This window comes from Vibrio pacinii DSM 19139 (assembly GCF_000711795.1).
Classification (GTDB): Bacteria; Pseudomonadota; Gammaproteobacteria; order Enterobacterales; family Vibrionaceae; genus Vibrio; species Vibrio pacinii.
Genome location: NZ_JONH01000011.1, coordinates 65,627 through 89,081 on the forward strand (window position 1 = coordinate 65,627; position 23,455 = coordinate 89,081).

Sequence of the window (23,455 nt, forward strand, 5' to 3'; positions counted from 1 at the left end):
TAACAGTGATGAGTTCTATCAATGATCTAGTATTAACCAACGCATCTATGGTCACTATGGCGCCAGGTGCAAATGGTTACACGGTATCAGCACCGTGCAATATTGGCATTAAGCAAGGTCGTATTGATACTCTTAGCCAGGCTCCCATCAAGGCGCATTCCAGTTTTAACTGCCAAGGCAAATTGGTGACCCCCGGTTTTATTGATAGTCACACGCATCTGATTTTTGCTGGTAGCCGTGCCGATGAATTTGAGCAACGTCTCAACGGTGTCCCTTACCAACAAATTGCCCAACAAGGTGGCGGCATTCTTTCAACCGTCAGAGCCACTCGTGATGCCAGCGAAGCGCAATTAACCGAGCTTGCTCTACCTCGTCTTGATGGTCTAATCCGCACAGGCGTTACCTCCGTTGAAGTTAAATCGGGATATGGCCTAACCCTTGATGATGAAATAAAGATGTTGCGCGCCGCCAAAGCGCTTGAAGCCCATCGAAAAATTCGCGTCACTACGACACTATTAGCCGCACATGCTTTACCCCCTGAGTTTACAGGTCGCGGCGATGCTTACATTGACTACGTCTGTCAGACGATCATTCCATTGGTTGCCGAGGAAAAGCTCGCGACCAGTGTTGATGTTTTTTGTGAGTCGATCGGGTTTAACCTTAAGCAAACCGAAAAGGTGTTCCAAGCGGCGATAGAACATGGTTTAAAAGTCAAAGGTCACACCGAACAACTGTCAAACTTAGGTGGCAGCGCATTAACGGCGCAATACTCGGGGTTATCAGTTGATCACATCGAATATCTTGATCAATCTGGCGTCGAAGCATTAGCAAACTCGAGTACCGTGGCTACATTGCTTCCGGGTGCATTTTACTTCCTCAAAGAGAAGCAACAACCACCGATAGAACTGCTGCGCCAGTACCAAGTACCTATGGCGATCGCAACCGATTTGAATCCAGGCACCTCGCCGTTTGCCGATTTAACCATGATGATGAATATGGGGTGTACTCTGTTCGGTCTGACCCCGGAAGAGGCACTTCGCGGCGTTACCTGTCATGCTGCTCAGGCTTTAGGTTATGGTAACTCTCGTGGTCAAATTCAGCCTAAATTTGATGCTGATTTGGCGATTTGGGAAGTCTCACATCCGGCTGAATTCAGCTATTTCCAAGGTGCGCCACGATTATCGGCGCGCTTAGTTGCAGGAGAGTTAGATTATGTCTAAGCCAGTCAAGACTCACCAAGATTTCCATTGGCAAGGGCGCCACGACGCTGAAGATGGTGCCCATGGCAAACGCGTGCATCATGTAGTCAAGAAAATGCAAGTGGAGCAGATTCCATCACACAGCAACGCCGTAAGCCTACTTGGTTTTTGCAGTGATGCTGGCGTCGCGCGCAATAAAGGTCGTATTGGGGCCAAGCACGCACCTGACTTAATCCGCCGCGCTCTGGCCAATATGGCTTGGCATCAACCACACTCACTGATCGATCTGGGTAATGTTATTTGTGACGATGATTTGCTCGAACAAAGTCAAACCGAGTGTGCTGAGGTTATTGCCCTTGCGCTAAAATCGACGCCTGTGATTACGCTTGGTGGCGGGCATGAAGTGGCTTGGGCATCGTTCTTAGGCTTAGCCAAATACTTTGAGTCACTCAATGTCGCCAAGCCACCTAAAATCGGCATCATCAATTTTGATGCGCATTTTGATTTACGCGCATTTGAAAGCCAACAAGCCGAAGTGAAACCCAGCTCTGGTACACCGTTCAATCAAATTCAACACTACTGTGCACAGCGCCAATGGCCTTTCCATTACGCCTGTCTAGGGGTAAGCCGAGCGAGTAATACTGAAGCCCTTTTCACTCGAGCCGACGAACTGGGCGTTTGGTATATCGAAGACAAAGATCTTGCTCATCACAACCATATTTATCATTTGACTCAATTGCAGCACTTTCTCGATAACTGTGACTACCTCTATCTCACCATCGACCTCGATGTGTTCCCAGCAGCCACAGCGCCGGGCGTCAGTGCTCCAGCCGCGCGAGGGGTCAGCATCGATATGATCACACCGTTTATGGAGCGAATTTTACATTACAAACACAAATTAGTGATCGCCGACATCGCCGAATACAACCCTACTTACGATGTCGACAGTCAAACCGCCCGCCTTGCTGCAAGGTTGTGTTGGGATATCGCCAACGCTTTTTCAGAACAATAACACCTAGGCCAGAAACAACGAGGAACAAGAGTAACCTCTACCCCTCGTTTAGCCTAGATACCGTCAATCACAAGGAGTATTACCATGACACAGCGCCAAGTTGAAGAGATGCGCCTCGATACAAGTCGAACCATTCGTGCCCCTCACGGCACAGCATTGAGAGCGAAATCTTGGCTGACAGAAGCCCCTCTGCGAATGCTGATGAACAATCTAGACCCAGATGTGGCTGAACATCCGCATGCACTGGTTGTCTATGGTGGTATCGGCCGCGCGGCGCGTAACTGGGAATGTTACGACAAAATTGTTGAGGTACTTGAACGTCTTGAAGATGACCAAACCCTAGTGGTGCAATCAGGTAAACCTGTGGGCGTCTTCCCAACGCATAAAAACGCTCCTCGTGTACTGATCGCTAACTCTAACCTTGTGCCACACTGGGCAAACTGGGAGCACTTTAATGAGCTCGATAAGCAAGGTCTGATGATGTACGGCCAAATGACTGCGGGTAGTTGGATTTACATCGGCTCACAAGGCATTGTGCAAGGTACCTATGAAACCTTCGTCTCCGTTGCCAAGAAGCATTTTGATGGCAATGCCAACGGTCGTTGGGTGCTTACTGGCGGACTTGGTGGTATGGGTGGCGCGCAACCACTCGCAGCAACAATGGCGGGTTTTTCGATGATCGCTGTTGAGTGTGACGAGTCACGTATCGATTACCGTCTCAGAACTGGTTACGTCGATAAAAAAGCCACCAGCCTCGATGAAGCGCTATCAATGGTTTACGAATCAGACACTCCAATATCGGTTGGTTTGCTTGGCAATGCTGGTGATGTGTTCCCAGAACTGGTTGAACGAAATATCACGCCAGATGTAGTGACAGACCAAACCTCAGCGCACGATCCACTCAATGGTTACCTACCAATTGGCTGGTCAATGCAACATGCGGCGCAATTACGCTTAACAGACGAAGCGGCGGTAGTTAATGCGGCCAAAGAGTCAATGGCGATTCAGGTTCGCGCCATGTTAGAGCTACAAGCTCGCGGCGCGGCAACACTGGATTACGGCAATAATATTCGTCAAATGGCTCTAGAAAAGGGCGTGGAAAATGCTTTCGACTTCCCAGGCTTTGTTCCCGCTTATATCCGCCCACTATTTTGTGAAGGCATTGGGCCGTTTCGCTGGGCAGCACTGTCAGGCGATCCTGAAGACATTTACAAAACAGACCAAAAAGTTAAAGAGTTGATCCCAGATAACCCGCACTTGCACAACTGGCTCGACATGGCGCGCGAGCGGATTCAATTCCAAGGCCTGCCTGCACGTATCTGTTGGGTTGGGCTCAAAGATCGTGAGCGTTTAGGTCAAGCCTTTAACGAGATGGTCAAAAATGGTGAATTGAAAGCACCCATTGTGATCGGTCGTGACCACTTAGACTCTGGCTCCGTTGCTAGCCCTAACCGAGAAACAGAAGGTATGATGGATGGTTCTGATGCCGTATCAGATTGGCCACTGCTTAACGCCCTATTAAACACTGCTGGCGGTGCCACTTGGGTTTCATTGCACCACGGCGGCGGCGTTGGTATGGGCTTTTCACAACACTCAGGAATGGTCATTTGTTGTGATGGTAGTGACGATGCGTCAGAGCGTATTGCTCGCGTATTACACAATGACCCAGCCACTGGTGTTATGCGTCATGCTGATGCGGGCTACGATATTGCAAAACGCTGCGCCGCCGAACAAGGCCTAGACTTACCGATGTTAAACGAAGAACTGCGCAAGCTTAAATAAGGATTATTTAGATGTTAAACCTCACTCTTAAGCCAGGCCAATTGAGCCTACCGGTATTGCGTCAGATTAGTCGCTCACCGCTCAAGCTCTCTCTTGATCCTAGCGCGATACCTGCGATTGATGAGAGCACTCAAGTTGTTGAACAAGTCATTGCCGAAGATCGCACTGTGTACGGCATCAATACAGGCTTTGGCCTACTGGCGAATACACGAATTGCACCTGAAGATCTTGAAACGCTGCAAAGAAGCATCGTGCTTTCTCATGCAGCCGGTATCGGTAAGTTTATGTCCGATGAAACCGTGCGTTTAATGATGGTACTTAAAATCAATAGCTTATCACGCGGCTATTCTGGTATTCGTCTAAAAGTCATTCAAGCGCTGATCGATCTGGTCAACGCGCAAGTTTACCCGTGTGTGCCACAAAAAGGCTCAGTAGGCGCATCAGGCGACTTAGCCCCACTGGCACATATGAGCACTGTTCTGTTAGGTGAAGGCCAAGCGCGTCACAATGGCGAGATAATCTCTGGCCAAGAGGCACTCAAAATCGCGGGACTAGAACCCATCACTCTCGCGCCAAAAGAAGGCTTAGCACTACTCAACGGCACACAAGCCTCAACGGCGTTTGCGCTTGAAGGTCTGTTTGCCGCAGAAGATCTCTTTGCCTCTGCCACGGTGTGTGGCGCAATGTCTGTAGAGGCCGCACTCGGCAGTCGCCGTCCATTCGATCCACGGATTCACCGCGTGCGCGGTCATCGTGGTCAAATGGATGCAGCAACGGCTTATCGCCACCTGCTCGATACCAGCAGCGAAATCGGCGACTCACACACTGGCTGTGAAAAAGTACAAGATCCATACTCGCTACGTTGTCAGCCTCAGGTAATGGGCGCATGTTTGCAGCAAATTCGTAACTCTGCAGAAATCCTGCAAGTTGAAGCCAACTCGGTATCAGACAACCCATTGGTATTTGCTGAAGATGGTGACATCATCTCTGGGGGCAACTTCCACGCTGAACCAGTGGCAATGGCGGCGGATAATTTAGCGTTAGCCATTGCTGAAATCGGCAGCTTATCTGAGCGTCGTATGGCGCTGCTGATTGATAGCGCACTGTCGAAACTGCCTCCTTTCCTTGTTGACAACGGTGGCGTTAACTCAGGCTTTATGATTGCCCAAGTCACCTCGGCGGCGCTTGCCAGTGAAAACAAAACCTTGGCCCACCCAGCGTCAGTAGATAGTTTGCCAACCTCGGCCAATCAAGAAGACCATGTATCTATGGCAACATTTGCTGGTCGCCGTTTGCGTTATATGGCAGAAAATACCCGTGGAATTTTGGCCGTGGAATACTTGTCCGCCGCGCAAGGTATAGATTTTCGCGCACCGAACAAGTCATCGCAACGCATTGAAGAGGCTAAGCAGATTCTGCGTGAAAAAGTCACGTTCTACGACAAGGATCGATATTTTGCGCCTGATATCGAAGCGGCCAACTCACTGCTAGAGCTTGCCGTTCATAACCATTTGATGCCAGAAGCGCTACTGCCTAGTGTTGTTGTGGATTAGTAACAAGCAATAATTGATGTCTAAGAAAGTGTTAACGCCGCTCGCTTATAAGTGAGCGGCGTTAATTTTTTTTAATACGATGTCTATATAACCTATCCAAATATTATTTATAGCCTATATCACTTCATTAAAAAATTTATTAATAAAACCTAAATTAACAAAGATTAATTTTACCTTCATTAATTTAGTCTTAACTTATTTAGTCATTGCCTATCTATTAACCCTCATCGTTATTATTTAACTTAACAACACATCAACACCTCATAATTAACATAAAATCCAGTGGGAAATATAAATATCGATAAATATTAAATAGTGATCTTGGTTTAATATTTATTTAAATATCATTATACAAAACTGAATTTAAATTAGTGTAATTACTCTATTTTTAAGTCTGTAGTTTGTAAGGTGATAACTATCCCCTCTTCCATTCTTGATTGAATGTAATCTCAACGTTCCCCACACCTTAATAATAGTAAAACACTTATATAACAACAACTAATATTTCATTAGCTTTATCAAGCATAGAAAAATGAGCTTTAAAAAACCGTCTAGAATAGTGATAAATCTAGCAACTAGATCATTAATCAAACAAATACATGCATCGATATCAAGTTTCTTAGAGCGAGAATAATTATAAAAACTGAACCATAATCACGTTATGTGTATTGATTTAAGAATATTAATTCAAAAATATTGCTTATAAACTTCTTCACAAAAATATAATTATCATGTTAGAAAATATTACAAACACAATGATTAACAAGATAAATTAATCCTGAATAGCATTTATGACTTATTAGGGAAAACAAAAAATCAGTACAAAACTAACAAATACATACATTGTTGAATAAAAAATAACCATTATTAAGGAACTCAACATGCCAAATAAATCTACAGTCATTCTTAGGGCACTGACTCTGTTACCTTCACTGCTTGCTGGTCACGCTTTTTCTGATATTCAGTTGTTGGGTAGTGAAAGTGAAATCTCACAGTTAGTCGCAGAGCACTATCAGCAACCAGTGCGTGTCTATGACGGAATCTTAACAGCAAGAGATGCGCTGTACATCAATGTAGGCTCAGCATCTAGCCAAGACATTGACATCGCGAAGTCGCACGTCGTTAAAGGAGAAATAGTCATCGTCGACCTTAGGCTGCTCGCAAGCGACGAAGACAAAATAGAGCAAAGCCAAAAAATAACCGGACTTGGAAGCGATGCACCTGTTGTTATCACTGGCATTTATCAAGGAGATAACATCATTAATTCAATCGTTGCCGATGTTCGAAACGAAAACGGCGACTCAATCACGAATTCAGCAGCTGAGCTGGAAAGCCTCAATCAATCATTGGTTCACGCTCTTGATCGCCTAAATTTTGGAGGTGAGTAATATGAAAACGTCTACCATTTTTACCCTTTCGCTACTCGCTGTTTCTGTCAATGCTATCGCCGAAGATTATGTGCCGATCGTTGAAAAAGTCTATTATATCACCAGCTCGAAACTAACATGTAATCTATACAAGAGTGCTGACTTTGAGACTAAGCGGGACTGGTGTGATGCAGGCGCGTCAGTAGACATTCGTGTCAATGTAACACAGATGCGCTCAGTACAATCTTCGACATCACAAGGTTTCACCGCTGATGCAAAAATCGTTCGTTTTACTGTCGATGCAAACAAACCGGGCACAGGTTTTCACTTAGTTGACACTCTCCAACAGGGTCATAGCTGGTTCCAAAGCTGGGCTAACCGTCGTACTTATATTGGTCCTTTTGCTAGCAGTTATGACTTGTGGGTCAAGCCTGTCTCTGGTTATATACCCAAAAAAGTCAGCGACTTTCCCCATAACGAAAACAAAAACTACCAGCATCGCGATACACACGGCTACTCAATTGGCATCAATGGCTCAGTTGGGGCGGAAGTTGGTAAAGATGGCCCTAAAGCCAGTGCAGAAGTGAGTGGCTCATTTAGCTACAAAAATGAAAAAACATTAGTCTTTGATACCAAAGACTATCGCGTTAATAACCGCTCCTCATTAAGCGACTTTCAAGTTTCCTTTGAGCGTGAATTTGATCAGTGTGATGAATTGCGCCGCCAAGAATTAGGCTGTTATTTCACGTCAGCACACTGGGGTAGTGGCTGGGTATTTGATAAATCAAAGTTCAACCCTATTTCATACGCTAACTTCAAGCCAAACTACGATGTCATCTACGAAGCACCTGTTTCTCAAGCAGATACAACGGATTTCGAAATCGGTGCTAAGTTTGTCGCCAAAGCTCGTTATGGAGAAGTATTACCCTCCGCATTTTTTTCAGCCTATGGGCCTAAGGCTTGGGCATCTACTGGATGGTCAATTCCTCGCAGAGTTCGCATAGATTGGAGTCACCCTTTGTTTGAAGCTGAAGCTCATGTCACTTTACAATCACTAAGCAACAATGACTTATGCTTGGATGTATACGGCAGCAAAACGGAAGAAGGCAGTCCAGTGGATGGTTGGAGTTGCCACGGTGACTGGAATCAGATTTGGGGTCTAGATAATAATGAACGTTATCGCAGTCGCATCGCACCAGATCGTTGCCTAACAGTGTCCTCAAATAGAACGATAACCGTGGAATCCTGTAGCTCGAACCTTGCTCAGAAATGGTTCTGGGAAGGCGATAAACTTATCAGCCGCTATGTAGATGGAACGAATCAACGTTACGTTCTAAATATTATAGATGGCCGTAATGTTGGGGTCACCCCAGAGGCGGAAGCCACTCAAGCAAGGTGGAAACCAACTCTGCAACAAATCAAACTGTAAGTTTGGTCAATTCTATACGGAAGGCAAGACCTTCCGTTTTCATATCCAACGTCTTACCCGCTGTTTGTAATCAATATATTGCGCACCAAAAATGGCTTCAAGCGCCCGTTCTTCTGGGAGGATTTGAAAGCGGTTCATATAGAGGATAAAGCTAAAGCTAAAGACGATTGAAAGTAGGTTTTGTTGCCAGTAGCCAAAACCAAACAACAACAGAAATAGACCGAGATACATCGGGTTGCGTGTGTACGCAAAAATACCGCTTTCGACCATAGCTGAAGCACCGTCTACTTTGACTGGATTCACCGTGGTTTGCGCACGACGAAACTGATATACCCCTGCAATGCCAATCACGCCTGAAACGATAAAGCACAGTAAAAAAACCATACCATTCAATGGCAAGTTAAGGTGGAACACCAAAAACTCTCGATTGATAAAGTTCATCGCAACGATAAACAGAACAAACAGTGCCACTGGCGGTATTTTTGTTTCAAGCTTGCCCATTTAACGACCTTAGTTGCCATAGTATTACTAAAAAATAGCTCAACCGAATCGGTTGAGCTATTTAAATTAGAGTATTTGCAATAGCGCCTGAAGAGGGTGTTTAGTTTTAACCTCTTCAAAACGTTTCACTTGGCTGCGACACGAATACCCCGTGATTAAGCAACGCTCTTTGTCCAAGGGTTCAAGTTTAGGCTTCCAACTGAGTCCGTAGATGTCTTTCGACATTTGCAGTTTATCGACTTCGTGACCAAATGTGCCCGCCATTCCACAACAACCAACCGCAACCGTATTCAATCGCGCACCAAAGTGGCTAAAAATAGTGCCCCACTCTTTCTCGGCATTTGGCATTTTGGTCTTTTCAGTACAGTGGGCAAACAGATACCAAGGTTGCTCATCCGCACACTCGCGCACCTCATACTCATGCAGTTTTGGCTCTAACCATTCATGCACCGTCAATACTTGGAAATCGCCGCGCTTGCCACCAAGCACCTCTTGATACTCATCGCGGTAACAAAGCACTAATGCAGGATCTACCCCAACCAGCGGAATGCCTATATCAGCAACCTGCTGAAGAAACGCCGCGGTATTGGCAGCACTCGAGGCAAATTGCTGCAGGAAACCTTTGATGTGTTGCGCCTTACCATTAGGCTTAAATGGCAACAATACCGGCGTTTTACCCAGTTTGGTGATCAAAGCTGCAAAATCAGCGACCACCTGAGCATCATAGTAGCTAGTGAATGGGTCTTGAACAATCACCACATGATTGGCTTTGTCTTGCTTAGACAGTGCAGCCAGCTGCTGTAAATCAAACTTTTTGAGCCCAGAGACCTGCTGTTTAAGCGTAGGAACCGACAACAACGGCGAGTCGACATAACCTACGGTTTTCGCCGTTAGATCTTGCACCCATTGCTGCTTTAACGCTCCGTTAACCAGTTTTGGTGCTTTAGCAAGTACTGGCAACATGGTTTCAATATTGGCGACCAAATAGTCTTTAACTGGTCGTTGATAACGCGAGTAGTAAAGGTTGAGAAAGCGCGAGCGGAAACTTGGCACATCAACCTTAATCGGACATTGGCTCGCACACGCTTTACAGGCTAAACAGCCATTCATCGCTTCATACACTTCGTGCGAGAAATCATACTCATGACGTTTATTGATAGTATTGCGCACACGATCAATCATCGACTTAATCGAACTACTGTTCTCAAGCGCCTGTTTTTCTAGATCAAGAACATCAATCCCTTGCTCCGTCAACTGGCGTAACCATTCACGTACTAACCCTGCTCGACCTTTCGGTGAGTGGCGACGGTCAGCAGTCACTTTCATCGAAGGACACATTGGCGATGAGGTGTCGTAGTTAAAGCACAAGCCGTTACCATTACATTCCATCGCCTGTTTGAAACTATCACGCACCTCAACATCAATCTGACGATCAAAGTAACCACGTTTGGTGTCTGTCACTTTAACCAACTCTTCATTGCTATTGAGTGGTGTACAGATTTTACCCGGGTTCATTTTATTGTGCGGATCGAAAGCGGCTTTGACCCGGCGTAGTTCAGTAAAGAGCTCTTGACCAAAAAACTCTGGCCCATACTCAGAACGATAGCCTTTACCATGCTCACCCCACATCAAGCCGCCATATTTGGCAACCAGCTTCACCACTTCATCAGAGATTTGATGCATCAATGCTTCTTGTTGTGGATCGCACAAATCGAGAGCCGGACGCACATGCAGTACCCCTGCATCCACGTGACCAAACATACCGTAATTAAGTGACTTCGCATCAAGCAGCTCTCGGAATTCAGCAATAAAATCTGCTAAATTTTCTGGTGGCACACAAGTGTCTTCGGCGAACGCGACAGGTTTAGCACGCCCTTTCGCCGCGCCAAGTAAACCAACTGCTTTTTTGCGCATATTATAAATACGGCCAATGCTTGCCAATTCACTGCAAACTTGATAGCCGATGATACCGGCCTGATTGTCAGCCAGCATCACATCAAGACGCTGGCATAAATCGCTGACTTGCTGATTCACCTCTTGCTCATCTTGGCCGGCAAATTCAACCATATTGATGCCTTGCATCTCTTTGCCAGGAACATCAGTTAACAAGTCGCTTACGGTGTGCCAAACGATATCTTGTTTAGCAAGATTGAGTACTTTCGAATCAATTGTTTCCACTGACAAAGCTTGCGCTTCAACCATTAATGGTGCGTTGCGCAACGCTGAATCAAAACTGTTGTATTTGATGTTAACCAAAGTTCGCGCTTTAGGAATCGGCGTTAAGTTAAGTGTAGCTTCTGTAATGAAGGCTAACGATCCTTCAGCGCCGCACAGCACGCGGGTCAAATCAAAACGATCACTTTCACTATTCAGAGCGTTTTTTAAGTCATAGCCTGTCAAAAAGCGGTTCAACGGCGGAAATTTTTGCTCAATTTGAGCGCGCTTTTCACGACACACTTGCTCGGTGGTATGGTAGGCATCAAACGCATACTCGCCTTCGGTTGGCATGCCATGGGAAAGATCCGACTCTAAACAAGAACCATCGGCAAACACCGCTTGCAGAGACAACACATGGTCAGAGGTTTTTCCGTACTTCAGTGACCCTTGTCCTGACGCATCCGTGTTAATCATGCCACCCAGTGTCGCGCGGTTACTGGTTGATAGGTCAGGCGAAAAAAAATAGCCAAAAGGACGCACCGCATCATTAAGTTGGTCTTTGATGATGCCCGTTTGCACACGAACCCAACCTTGTTCTTGGTTGATTTCTAATACCTTATTCATGTGACGAGACAAATCAACCACGATACCTTTGGTCAGTGACTGACCGTTAGTTCCGGTACCACCGCCACGTGGTGAAAAGGTTACACGCTCATAGTGAGACTGCGTCGAGAGCTTACCGATTAACGCCACATCGCGAGTCGATTTCGGATGTACCACTGCTTGTGGAAGCTGTTGATAGACACTATTGTCAGTGGCAACGGCCAGTCGGCTAGAATATTGGCTTTCAATATCACCACTAAAGCCGGCATTTTTGAGTTCTTCCAGAAAGGTAAGAACGATCGGATCAACATCCGATTGAGAATGTAGTCTTGGTAACATTTGCTTCCTGCCCCTACGACGCTGATCCTATCAGCACTGGGTTCGTGTGGTTTAAACTATTATTTGAATCAAGTCACTGTACAACATTTAAAAGGGTGATCAAAACAGAAATGTAATGTCACAATGGCAATACTCGCATTTTTTTCCCACACTTATAACTATCTCTATTGTTTGTAAGTATCTCTATGAGCGAATCACCAATGAAAAGAAATAAAGTAGTCACCACAGAAGATATTCTTTTAAAGTTATGCCAGTCTGTTTCTGGTGTGCTCACTTCGGCCACCAGTTCGAACGTTACTTACTCTGCTATGGTGCAGAAAATTACTAAAACCAGCCTTAAGCCGGACTTCGGCTGTTTTGTGCTGTTCGATGGTGGGTTTTCGGGTCTTGTTGTCATTAACTTCACTTCAAAAGCCGCATTAGAGGTATACACCAATTACATGCGTAATATGGGTATGCCTGAAGATGAACTTGCGGTATCGCATACCTCAGACGAAGTTGCTGACGTGTTGGGTGAACTGATGAACCAACTGGTGGGTCACTTTACCAACCAAATACGCAAAGATCTGCAAACGCATATCACCCAGAACCAACCCAAAATGCTCTCTTTGAATAAACAGGTCAATTTGTCAGTTGATACCAATTTAGACCGCCCGCAAGCACGTCGCGTAACCTTCTCTACTGAGAAAGGCCATATCTTCTACCTTGAGCTTGCCATGGACAAAACTGAATTCATTCAACTTGAAGAGTTTGACATTGCCGAAGATGAGTGTCCTGATGATATCCTCGAGCAAGCTCAGCAAAAGATGAAGCAAAAACAAAAACCACCAGCGGCGAAACAAGATAACTCGGACGATCTTTTTGACGAGCTGGGTATTTAATCCTTAAAGTTCAACTATATCGATGCGATAAAGGCTAGCGTAACTTTCGTTAGCCTTTACTGTTTACTAAAAATACCGTTTAAAACACATATCCGATTTCCGTTTTTGCTCTGAAAACGGTAAAATGTGCGACTTTGTCAATTTAGTGAGATTTGATGCGGTCGATGGATAAACAAAAAGCCCTCAAAAAAATTGCGAAATGTCTAGAACTCGGTAATTCAGCCAACATTAACGAAGCGGCCAACGCGATTAAAATGGCCCATAGCTTAATGATTAAATATGGTCTGGATAAAGACGATATCGAGTTCATTAAGATGGGAAAAACCCAGTCGACTCACTTACTCCCTGCCAACGTGAGCTCCACTCTGCTGCGCATTATTCGTGGTATTAATACTAAGTTTGGCGTTGAGGCCGTATTGCTCAACCATAAAGGGCTTAAACGCGTTGAATATATCGGTGAAGCAGATCGCGCCATCTTTGCCGCGTTTGCCTTTGACATTATTTACCGTGAAATGAACGAACAAACTGGTCGGTTCCGTAATAGTTTTGCTGGCACTGGCACACCAACGACTGAAGTTACTCGCCGAGTTAATTCATTTCTCTCGGGTTGGGTTGAAGGTGCTATCGAAAAACTACCGATTATTAGCCCTGACGACGAATCCGCCAAAAAAATCGACGATTATATCGATAAAGAATTTCAGAACATCGATCGTGAAACCTTTAAGCAACAGCTTAGAGAGGCGATGAAAAACCTCACTGACGATTATGAAGTTGGTTTTAAAAAAGGGCGTACGGTTTCAGTTAACCGCCCTATTAATGGTGCACAAGCGCCAAAAATGCTGAGATAGTACAAACTTTATTCATCAAACGTTAATCTATTGTCAATTAATCTATTCATCAATTGACAATAGATATAGCATCCGCTTTATTCAGGGAACACATTGATCAAACTCGGTATTGGTCAAACTAAAATGCTACATGGAGATGTTAACGTGAAAAAAATTACGCTTGCACTAGCAGTCGCTATCGCCCTTTCTGGTTGTCAGGCAACACAACGCCAAAACGCGACAACAGGTGAGACAGAAACCAATTCTGCCGCTCAAGGAGCTTTACTGGGTGCCATTGCAGGCGCGGCAGTAGGCCTTGCAACAGGTGATGATGCAAAAGAGCGTCGTCAACATGCATTGATCGGTGCTGCGGGTGGTGCAGCTGTCGGTGGCGGTGTTGGCTACTACTTTGACCAACAAGAAGCGGCTCTGCGTAAAGAACTCCTCGATTCAGGCGTTCAAGTAGAGCGCGTCGGCGAAAACCAATTGCTGCTTCGGCTTGAGAACGGCATCGGTTTCCAAACTAACTCTTACCAACTAGACACTAGCATTCATAAAACATTGCGCGGTGTATCGCGTATCTTGGTCGAATACCCAGACACAAGCTTAGTGATTGATGGTCACACCGACAGCACAGGCAGCGATACGACCAACCAAATTCTATCTGAGCGCCGTGCTGAGTCGGTACGCGCATACTTAGTGTCACAAGGTGTCGCCACAGGCCGTGCCGTTGCGCGTGGTAATGGCGAACGTTACCCACTTTGCAGCAATAGCACTGCGGATGGTCGAGCATGTAACCGTCGTGTCGAAATTCAAATTTTGCCGCTTAAATAGTTAAGTGTAAAAAAGATAATCTCTAAATGGCTTCTTCGGAAGCCATTTTTTTACACCTTATACCTATTTTACTGGGCGAGTTGATATACTAAACAGATAATTTATCTTTTTAGCATCTGAGGTTACATTGCGACGACTTCCCTACCTGCTGTTAACCCTCTCATTATCGAGTGCTGCTCAAACCTTGGAGGAACTGCAGCAAAGTGCCCAAAACAACAATGTTCATGCACAACTAGAGCTGGCCGAGAAGTATGATCGCGGACAAGGTGTCGCACAATCCGATAGCGATGCATTTTATTGGTATCAACAAGCCGCGCGCAATGGCAGTCAAACGGCTGCACTAAACCTTGGTCAGTCTTATCTTGATGGTACTGGCACAAACCGAGATATGGAAAGTGCGATTTTTTGGCTGACTAAAGCGGCGATGCTAGGCAATGACCAAGCGCCAGCGCTACTTGGTCAAGTTTATGAACAACTGACTCAACAAACCAATCACTTAGATTTCGCCGAGCTGTGGTATCAAGAAGCGGCAAAAAATAATCCTCAAGCTGAAGATGATTACGCGCGCGTACTTGAGCAGCAATTTAATGACCGCCGCGCACAACAAGTCGCCACTTTAGACCAATTGGAAGTGGCCTTCGACGCTGAGCAAATAGAGCTGAGCCCGAACGCCAAGTCGGTGTCAAACAGCCAACAAAGCGAAAATACCACGTTATACGCGTTGCTCTCGCTACTGCTACTTGGTGCTATTGCCGTCGTCAGCTTGTTGCGAAGCAACCACAAACTCAAACAAACCGTCCATGTGAGTGATAATGACCAGCAGCGCCAACAGCTAAAAATGGAACGCGATTTAAAACGAAAAGACCAAACTCTGGCTCAACAAAAGCGTCAACTTGAAACCCTATATCGCCACATTAAGAAACTCCAGACTGCAGGCAGTTCAGCCACGTCAACAGCGCCTAGCAAAGACAATCCGCTTCACATCGCATGCGCGGTATTTGGTTTTCATCCGGCACAGATCCCCGACGAAAAACTGATAAAAGTGCGCTATAAGCAGCTCAGCAAAATTTATCATCCTGACTTGAAAGGCAGTGAAGACGAGATGAAGCGTTTGAACCAAGCTTTAAAAATCATCCTAAAAAACGTTAACAAATAGTTACAAATTCGCATTTCCCTTGTATTAACTTTCCGGCACAGTCGAAATTAAAAGGCAGCGCAATCGATCACTCTCCCATTACCGATAACAAACAATTAACTTAATAAGCGGTGGCATGGCATAATACGTCGCGAAATGAACACCTAATCAATAAAGGTGGGGAGAGTTCTATGTTTAAGATTGAAGGTATGTGCGACTGGTGTAAAAAACCTAGTATGCTGACCAAACACAATTATGTGGACGGTAAAAGTCACCACTCTTGCCAAGAGTGTAATGATCTCGCGACACTGGATGTGCGCCAATTTAACATTGCTGAGTTACAACACAGAGAGCGCCAAATCAGCGCATCACGCTAACTCGCACTGTTGATGAAACAAAGACGAACAAAGCCACCTCGAATCGGTGGCTTTTTGCTTTTTTGACACAAGCTATCATTCACTGGCGTCAGGCTGTTGCTCTGGCACTGCTTTGGCAAAAGCAGGCAACTCACTAAGTGACACGGTAACGCGACAAATGGTCGGATACGCTGTTAATTCGATATTAAAGCGCCTAGCATTGTAAACCTGAGGCACTAGGCAGACATCCGCTAAAGAGACATCATCGCCAACACAATAATGTCCGTGCGTGGTTTGCAGTCGTTTTTCAAGCGCTTCAAACCCCAACTCAACCCAATGTGAATACCATTGAGACTTGTCGTGGTCAGACACCTCCAATGTTCCCGCTAAATACTGCAACACGCGTAAATTATTGAGAGGATGGATATCAACTGCAATATCCTGCGCCAACGCCTTAACCAGATAACGGCGCGCGGGGTCAGTTGGCGTTAACAATGCCTGAGGATAGGTCTCATCAAGATAATCGATGATTGCCAGTGATTGATTAAGCGATAGTTTGCCATCGACTAACACTGGCACCAATTGATTCGGGTTGAGCTGCTTAAACGCGCCGCTGTGTTGCTCGCCACCATTTTTAACTAAATGGACACTGCGCTGCTCATAACTTAAACCTTTAAGGTTGAGCGCGATTCTGACTCGGTAGGCAGCCGATGAGCGCCAATAGCCATAGAGAATCCGCTCACTCATACTTCACAACCTGTTGATCGATAGCACCAAAAATGGAGTGCCCATGGCGATCTTTCATTTCCATTTTAATCCGGTCTCCAAACTTCATAAACGCGGTTGAAGGTGAACCATCACGGATGGTTTCTATCATGCGCACTTCGGCAATGCATGAATAACCAACGCCCCCTTCGGATATCGCCGTACCATACTCGGTGCCCTGTTTGTTCGACACCGTTCCTGAGCCGATAATCGCCCCCGCACAAAGGGGTCGCGTCTTCGCTGCATGAGCGATGAGCTGCGCAAAATCAAACGTCATATCGATACCAGCATTCGGGCAACCAAACGGACGTTCATTGTAATAGCTCAGTAGCGGCAGATGCACTTTCGCACCATGCCAATCTTGCCCTAGTTCATCAGGTGTCACGGCAACTGGCGAGAATACCGACGACGGTTTGGATTGAAAGAAGCCAAACCCTTTACCAAGTTCATTCGGAATAAGGCCACGCAGCGAAACATCGTTAACGAGCATAAGTAAACGAATGGATTTAGCCGCATCTTGCGCCGACACTCCCATAGGAACATCATCGGTAATCACCGCGACTTCACCTTCGAAATCGATCCCCCACTCTTCACTCGCCACAGGTATATCATCGTAAGGCCCTATAAATGCGTCCGAGCCACCTTGATACATCAGCGGATCTTCCCAAAAACTTGGCGGCATCTCAGCACCACGCGCTTTGCGTACTAACTCGACATGATTAACATAAGCCGAACCGTCAGCCCACTGGTAAGCACGCGGCAGTGGCGATTCACACGACGAAGGGGTAAACGTCATTTCATGGAGCAATTCACCATTGTTGAGCGCGACATAGATTTCACTCAATTGCGCTTCAACATGTTGCCAATGGTCCAAGGCGTATTGCATGGTTTGCGCGATGTCTGGCACCGCGACACACTTGGTTAAATCTTTACTGACGACGACCAACAAGCCATCGCGACTATTATTTTTTAGGGTGGCTAACTTCATACTCATTCCCTTGGTTATTTTGCTTGCCAGCTATACACATAGTGTTTGTTTTCAACTTGTTTGGCTTGCTCGCTAAACTGAAGAGCATGGCGAGTGTCGATCATCACCGCCACTTCATCAGTGAACTTTTTCTTGTATTCCTGACCTGCTTTGAACGCTTTGGGGTGCGGCCCATGCGTGAAGCCAGCAGGATGGAAGGTCACCATTCCGGCTTCAATATTGTCACGGCTAAAGAAGTCTCCTGCGTGGTAAAACAGCACTTCATCGTAATCATCGTTGTTATGATAAAACGGGACTTTTAACGCGCCCGGATCACTTTCAATCGGCCGCGGGACAAATGTGCAGATCACAAACCCTTGACCAACGAAGGTAGTATGCGCCGATGGTGGTAAATGATAGCGATGCGACATCAGCGGTCTAATATCACGCCAGTTCACACGCACAACCGACAAATCACCATGCCAACCAATCGCATCCAGAGGATTGAAAGGGTACGTCACCACACTGACTTGCTCATGACGTTTGATGTGAACTTGGGTCGATTGTTCACTGTATTGATCTTTAAACGCTTGATCGATTGAGGGCACATCAAGCACGGCAGGATCAAAAATGGCGTGATTGCCGACCATGCCTTTTTCGGGCAAGGTGTACGCCGCATCGGTGTTCTCGATCATCAGTACGAACATTGGCTGTTGAGGCTCAAGGCGCCAGTTGGTCGAACGAGGAATCATCACATAGTCCCCTTCAACCACCTCTAGGTGACCATAATCGCAAAAAAGATCGGCTTTGCCTTGATGGATAAACAGCAGTTCATCACCATCAGCATTACGCACCAAGTGATCCATCGCAGTGTCGAGCTTCCACACGCGAACTTTACAGTTTGTGTTATGCAGCAGATGAGGAACTGCCCAAGGCGAACTCTGCACTGACTGCTCGACCTGATTAAAGTTAAACGCGCGCGGTTTTAATTCGCCCTGCCATTCACTCCACCCTGTTGGCGCATGTTGATGGTGAAAGTGGGACGCCGGGCCAAAAAAGCCACTGCGCCCTGCTTCTCGTTCATAAATCGCTTGTTGCGGGAAGTCAGCATGCGCCTGCTTGGAGCACACTCCCTCCCGATGAGGGAATGTAATCCACTTATGCATTATCGAGTACTCCACGGCGAATTTGATCTTCTTCAATCGATTCAAATAGCGCTTTAAAATTGCCTTCACCGAAACCTTCATTGCCTTTGCGCTGAATGATTTCAAAGAACACCGGACCAATCACGGTTTGAGTGAAAATCTGCAATAAGATGCCATCTTTCATCGGGGCACCATCAATTAAGATTTGCAGATCACGCAACTTATCTACATTTTCGCTATGCCCTTCGACGCGACTGTTGATCTTCTCGTAATAGGTGTCAGGTGTTGGCATAAATGCCATTCCACGCTCTCGCAAAGTTTGCACTGTTTTGTAGATATCATTAGTACTCAATGCGATATGTTGTATACCTTCGCCGTTGTATTCACGAATGAACTCTTCGATTTGCGACTTATCATCGGAAGACTCGTTGATTGGGATGCGTATTTTGCCGCATGGCGCTGTCATTGCGCGGCTAACGAGGCCAGTAAGTTTGCCTTCGATGTCGAAGTAACGAATTTCTTTAAAGTTACCAATACGTTCATAAAACCCAGACCACACACTCATGTTGCCCTGGCAAACGTTGTGGGTAAGATGATCGATCTCAAGCAAGCCAACATCCATGCTCGCTAAACGCTGTTGTGCGTCAGGATAGAAACGGAAATCAACATCATAGATGCTGCCGTCTTGATAGCGGTCGACAAAGTAAAGCAAACTTTCACCGATACCGTAAATAGCAGGAATGCTCAATTCCATTGGACCAACTTCGGTCACATACGGTTCACCGCCATGCGCTATCGCGTGATGCATCGCAGCCGCCGAGTCAGCGACACGAAATGCCATACCACACACTGATGGACCGTGAATTTTAGCAAACTCATGCGCTTGACTGTGTGGTTGTGCATTGACAATAAAGTTCACATCCCCCTGTCGATATAACCAGGCCTCTTTTGAACGATGCTTAGCAACTTCAGCGAACCCCAGAGAGCCAAATAACTGTTTAAGATCTTGGATTCCTTTCTCATCAGAGGCCGTATATTCGACAAACTCAAATCCATCGGTACCTAATGGGTTATACACTTCGTTCATTTTTATTCCCTTATGATTGAAATCACTGCCGTGTCCACTCCTCATAATTTGGCTCAAGCGGGTGAAAAAATGAACCTATCACGTTTAATTTACTGTTAAATAAATGTTATTTTAAAGTGTAAAACACAAGCAACAATCGGTTAAATATCGCTAAATATCAAAACTTTAAACAACACCATTCGAGTAACGATTTTTTTACAATTACATCGACTTGGTCGTTTACGCTGTTTTATTTACTTTAGCTCAACTTACATCCTGCCCATTTCGTCACTCTTTGCTTGATTGAAAGCGCTGTCATTGCCCCAATCAATCACTCCACGAGCCAATATTGACCTTTGCTATCGCTTGTTAAAAACAGCGCCAAAAGCAACAATAGATTGATATAGCGCATGCTCTCCAGTACCGCAGATCGCTATGTTATTGGCCTCTGTTCCTGAATGAGGTAGAACAATGACAACCATTAATCGCCAACGCCTGATGAATCACTTCTTTGAGTTAGTCAAAATTGACAGTGAATCTCGCAACGAAAAACGTATTGGTGAAGCTTTGGCTGAGCAGTTAGGTGAACTTGGCTTTGACGTCCACAAATTGCCTGTACCTGAAGCGATTTCCAACGGTTTTAATATCTACGCACGCCTAGAGGGTGAGCGACCTGATAGTGTCGTTTTCAGCTGTCATATGGATACGGTAACTCCGGGCATTGGCATTGAACCTGTCATTGAAGATGGGATTATTCGCTCTAAGGGTAATACCATTCTTGGCGGCGACGATAAATCTGGTATTGCGGCCATCATCGAAGCTGTGCGCGCGATCCAAGAGCAAAATCTTAATCACAAAACGATAGAAATCGCTTTTACCGTTCACGAAGAAGGTGGGCTGTTTGGTTCACAGCATTTTGATATGTCTTATATCCAATCAGACAAAGCCATCGTACTCGATAGTGGCGGTCCGATTGGTACGATAATCAATGCAGCGCCGGGACAACAAAAGATTGTCGCTAACTATATCGGCCGCCCTGCCCATGCAGGTCTGGCTCCTGAAGAAGGTATCAGTGCCATTCAGGTGGCAGCTGACGCTATTTCACAAATGAAATTGTTACGTATCGATGAAGAAACCACGGCTAATATTGGTATTGTTCAAGGCGGTAATGCGACCAATATTGTAATGCCAGAACTTAAAGTGGTCGCAGAAGCGCGCTCTCTCAATGATGATAAGCTAAGTATGCAAGTCAAGCATATGGTGGAAACGTTCCAAGCTGCAGTTATCAAACATGGCGCCGAGGTCAATATTGACTCGAGCCGCGCTTATAACGCTTTTGTCATTGCCGATGATCATCCACACATCGAAACAATTAAAGCGTCCTTCGAAGCCATAGGTGCCACCCCGTTCACCAAAGGCACTGGCGGCGGTAGTGACGCCAATAACTTCAATGCCAAAGGGCTAACCACGGTCAACATTTCAACTGGAATGGCAAAAGTTCATACTACTGAAGAGTTTATTGCTATCGATGACATGGTGAAAATCACCCAATTCGTTGAGCATTACCTGACTCATTAAGCCATAAGCTGACTGTTGCAATCATAAAGCCGCCTAACTACTGAGGCGGCTTTTGTTTATCCATCCTTGTAAGCCTTACTCTTTCGTCAGTTTAACTCGTCGGTCTTGGCGCGCCTCTTCTTTCATCATTGAAACAAACTCTTCAAACTTCAGTGGCCGAGAAAAGAGGTAGCCTTGATACTGATCACACACCTCTTCGCGCAATACATCCAGTTGTTGTTGATGCTCGACGCCTTCAGCAACTAACTTGATACCCAAACTGCGACCCATTTGTATGATTGTCCGTAGCAAGACACGATCCGAATGGCTAGAGGCACAATGATCGATAAAACACTTGTCGATTTTAATCACATCAACCGGTAACTGCTTCAAATACTTAAGGCTTGAGTACTCAACTCCAAAATCGTCAATAGCAATCGACACCCCTATCGCACGCAGCTGACGACAAATATCCGTGATGTGCTGTGGGTCGCTCATTAACGTCGATTCGGTGATCTCCATCTGCAGTAAATGTGAAGGAAGTTGTGTTTCTTTGAGCGCTTTACACACGACTTCAAACAGATCGGAGTGAGCAAATTGCACCGTAGAAACATTCACGGCAACACATACGGCTAACCCTTGATCACTAAACTGTTTGGCCTGACGACACGCTTCATAAATGATCCAGTGACCAACCGGAACAATTTGCGTGGTTTTCTCTGCGATAGGAATGAACTCGGCTGGCGAAATCGGCCCAAGTTGAGGGTGGTTCCAACGCAAAAGCGCTTCAGCCCCCACCACTTTCGTACTCTGGACTGACACTTTCGGCTGATATAACAGCACGAACTGCTTACTGATCAATGCCGATTTAATCTCTGTCTCAATCTGATGCTGACGAATGATTTCACTAAGCAACTCATCATCAAACCAACACACCGCGCCCGCCCCTTCCGATCGAGCTTTGAACAAGGCAAAGTCGGCGTTTTTAGCCCATACCTCATGGTTACCGAGTGCATCTTTCGCTAGGGCAACCCCAAGACAGTAAGCTAAACGATGTGAGGTATTATCAACTTGGAACATAAGACGATCATAACGAGTTAACTCATCGACAACCTCATCTAACTTGTGCGCCAATTCGTGGCTCTCAAGTAAAATCACAAACTCATCCCCGCCAAAGCGGTACACTCTGCCACTGTCCGCAACAATGTTTTTCACGTGCTGAGCAAACGCCACTAGCAGATCGTCGCCGTAACGATAGCCAAGTCGGTCATTGACACTCTTAAACCCCTCAAGACCAACCTGAATCAAAGCGAAGTTGGCAGCGCTATCGGCGTTAACTCGCTCAATATCTTCGATGAAGGCATTCATGTTAGGTAACTTGGTTAAGTAGTCCGTTTGGCTATCTGTTTTAAACTTATCGGCTTGCTGACGTGTTTTAACATAAAAGTAAGTCATTAACGTGGCGAATACCGTAATGACAGTGACTTCTATTGAGGTCGATACAAACCATTCAAAGTCAGACACTGGCAGTTGATAAAGGGAAACGTTAATCAGAGCTGCGCACACAGCAATGGGCCACAACGAACCTGGGAAAAGGACGATATAACATAACGGTAAAAAGAATAGACACTCTCTGACTACGCTAAGCTGGAAGGGTTGAATCAATCCGCCCAACATAAACAGTGCAACAGCGGCAAATGCGAAGACATGTTTCAAAGATACGTTTGGAGTGTACAAAGCAAACAGTAAAAAAAACGGGAAGGCGTAATAGGCCATTTGCCACGGATGAGGTTGAGATAAGAGCGCATACGCCATTAGACCTACCACCACTAAATAGGCGATATAGGCTATCAATTGCATTCCTTCAGATACTTTAAACAGTTGCATGTCCTGCCTTGATCAACTGTGCATTACTATAAACAGTAGCGTAATTTGAGACAGTGTCTGGCTGAAAAGCAGAATTCTGTGTTGCAAAAAAGC

The 23,455-nt window shown here is 45.7% G+C and carries 19 protein-coding genes; 12 read left to right on the forward strand and 7 right to left on the reverse strand.

The window, feature by feature from the left end:
* Positions 1 to 8 precede the first annotated feature (8 nt).
* From hutI to BS19_RS07415, 6 genes are all read left to right on the forward strand, one after another.
* On the forward strand, positions 9 to 1,220 hold the full coding sequence (hutI, locus tag BS19_RS07390) for an imidazolonepropionase (RefSeq protein WP_038174365.1): 1,212 nt from the start codon (positions 9 to 11) through the stop codon (positions 1,218 to 1,220).
* The gene (gene hutG, locus BS19_RS07395) at positions 1,213 to 2,211 is read left to right on the forward strand and encodes a formimidoylglutamase (RefSeq protein ID WP_038174366.1); all 999 of its coding nucleotides are present in this window, start codon (positions 1,213 to 1,215) and stop codon (positions 2,209 to 2,211) included. Before hutI ends, hutG begins: the two co-directional genes overlap by 8 nt.
* A gap of 84 nt (positions 2,212 to 2,295) precedes the next feature.
* Positions 2,296 to 3,993: a urocanate hydratase gene (hutU, locus tag BS19_RS07400; protein WP_038174368.1), complete on the forward strand. Its 1,698-nt coding sequence runs from the start codon at positions 2,296 to 2,298 to the stop codon at positions 3,991 to 3,993.
* An 11-nt stretch (positions 3,994 to 4,004) separates the two neighbouring features.
* Positions 4,005 to 5,546 (forward strand): histidine ammonia-lyase, encoded by a 1,542-nt coding sequence (gene hutH / locus BS19_RS07405; RefSeq protein WP_038174369.1) that lies wholly within the window; start codon positions 4,005 to 4,007, stop codon positions 5,544 to 5,546.
* Positions 5,547 to 6,427: 881 nt separating this feature from the next.
* Positions 6,428 to 6,934, forward strand: a complete 507-nt coding sequence (locus BS19_RS07410) for a hypothetical protein (RefSeq protein WP_038174370.1) — start codon at positions 6,428 to 6,430, stop codon at positions 6,932 to 6,934.
* Position 6,935: 1 nt separating this feature from the next.
* Entirely contained in the window at positions 6,936 to 8,342 is a 1,407-nt protein-coding gene (locus BS19_RS07415; RefSeq protein ID WP_038174371.1) for a leukocidin family pore-forming toxin, read from the forward strand.
* 39 nt (positions 8,343 to 8,381) lie between these two features.
* Here the strand turns inward: BS19_RS07415 and BS19_RS07420 are convergent, their stop codons facing one another.
* Entirely contained in the window at positions 8,382 to 8,843 is a 462-nt protein-coding gene (locus BS19_RS07420; protein WP_038174372.1) for a methyltransferase family protein, read from the reverse strand.
* Positions 8,844 to 8,909: 66 nt separating this feature from the next.
* A complete protein-coding gene (ydiJ, locus tag BS19_RS07425; protein WP_038174374.1) occupies positions 8,910 to 11,942 on the reverse strand; it encodes a D-2-hydroxyglutarate dehydrogenase YdiJ in 3,033 nt (1,010 codons plus the stop codon).
* Between the two features lie 200 nt (positions 11,943 to 12,142).
* Here ydiJ and BS19_RS07430 point away from each other — a divergent pair, with 200 nt between their 5' ends.
* The 5 genes from BS19_RS07430 (at position 12,143) to BS19_RS07450 (ending at position 15,996) form a co-directional block, all read left to right on the forward strand.
* Positions 12,143 to 12,823: a DUF3334 family protein gene (locus BS19_RS07430; RefSeq protein WP_038174375.1), complete on the forward strand. Its 681-nt coding sequence runs from the start codon at positions 12,143 to 12,145 to the stop codon at positions 12,821 to 12,823.
* Between the two features lie 164 nt (positions 12,824 to 12,987).
* Positions 12,988 to 13,671 carry a DUF2786 domain-containing protein gene (locus BS19_RS07435; RefSeq protein WP_038174376.1) on the forward strand — a complete coding sequence of 228 codons (684 nt, stop codon included), beginning with the start codon at positions 12,988 to 12,990 and terminating at the stop codon, positions 13,669 to 13,671.
* 144 nt (positions 13,672 to 13,815) lie between these two features.
* Positions 13,816 to 14,484 (forward strand): YiaD family glycine zipper/OmpA-like lipoprotein, encoded by a 669-nt coding sequence (locus BS19_RS07440; protein WP_038174560.1) that lies wholly within the window; start codon positions 13,816 to 13,818, stop codon positions 14,482 to 14,484.
* A gap of 127 nt (positions 14,485 to 14,611) precedes the next feature.
* Positions 14,612 to 15,640: a J domain-containing protein gene (locus BS19_RS07445; RefSeq protein ID WP_038174378.1), complete on the forward strand. Its 1,029-nt coding sequence runs from the start codon at positions 14,612 to 14,614 to the stop codon at positions 15,638 to 15,640.
* A gap of 170 nt (positions 15,641 to 15,810) precedes the next feature.
* Positions 15,811 to 15,996, forward strand: a complete 186-nt coding sequence (locus tag BS19_RS07450) for a hypothetical protein (protein WP_038174379.1) — start codon at positions 15,811 to 15,813, stop codon at positions 15,994 to 15,996.
* A gap of 75 nt (positions 15,997 to 16,071) precedes the next feature.
* On the opposite strand, the gene maiA is transcribed toward BS19_RS07450, so the two are convergent.
* Genes maiA through hppD form a run of 4 tightly spaced genes read right to left on the reverse strand, consistent with a single transcriptional unit; the run spans position 16,072 to position 19,939 of the window.
* Positions 16,072 to 16,722 (reverse strand): maleylacetoacetate isomerase, encoded by a 651-nt coding sequence (gene maiA / locus BS19_RS07455; RefSeq protein ID WP_038174380.1) that lies wholly within the window; start codon positions 16,720 to 16,722, stop codon positions 16,072 to 16,074.
* A complete protein-coding gene (locus BS19_RS07460; RefSeq protein WP_038174381.1) occupies positions 16,715 to 17,728 on the reverse strand; it encodes a fumarylacetoacetate hydrolase family protein in 1,014 nt (337 codons plus the stop codon). Before BS19_RS07460 ends, maiA begins: the two co-directional genes overlap by 8 nt.
* A gap of 14 nt (positions 17,729 to 17,742) precedes the next feature.
* On the reverse strand, positions 17,743 to 18,873 hold the full coding sequence (locus tag BS19_RS07465) for a homogentisate 1,2-dioxygenase (protein ID WP_038174382.1): 1,131 nt from the start codon (positions 18,871 to 18,873) through the stop codon (positions 17,743 to 17,745).
* Positions 18,866 to 19,939, reverse strand: coding sequence for a 4-hydroxyphenylpyruvate dioxygenase (gene hppD, locus BS19_RS07470; protein WP_038174383.1), 1,074 nt, complete (start codon positions 19,937 to 19,939; stop codon positions 18,866 to 18,868). The genes BS19_RS07465 and hppD overlap by 8 nt, the downstream gene beginning before the upstream one ends.
* Positions 19,940 to 20,389: 450 nt before the next feature.
* Between hppD and BS19_RS07475 the strand changes: the two genes are divergently transcribed.
* On the forward strand, positions 20,390 to 21,496 hold the full coding sequence (locus BS19_RS07475) for a M20/M25/M40 family metallo-hydrolase (protein WP_038174385.1): 1,107 nt from the start codon (positions 20,390 to 20,392) through the stop codon (positions 21,494 to 21,496).
* A 75-nt stretch (positions 21,497 to 21,571) separates the two neighbouring features.
* On the opposite strand, the gene BS19_RS07480 is transcribed toward BS19_RS07475, so the two are convergent.
* Positions 21,572 to 23,362, reverse strand: a complete 1,791-nt coding sequence (locus tag BS19_RS07480) for a putative bifunctional diguanylate cyclase/phosphodiesterase (protein WP_038174386.1) — start codon at positions 23,360 to 23,362, stop codon at positions 21,572 to 21,574.
* Positions 23,363 to 23,455: the final 93 nt, after the last annotated feature.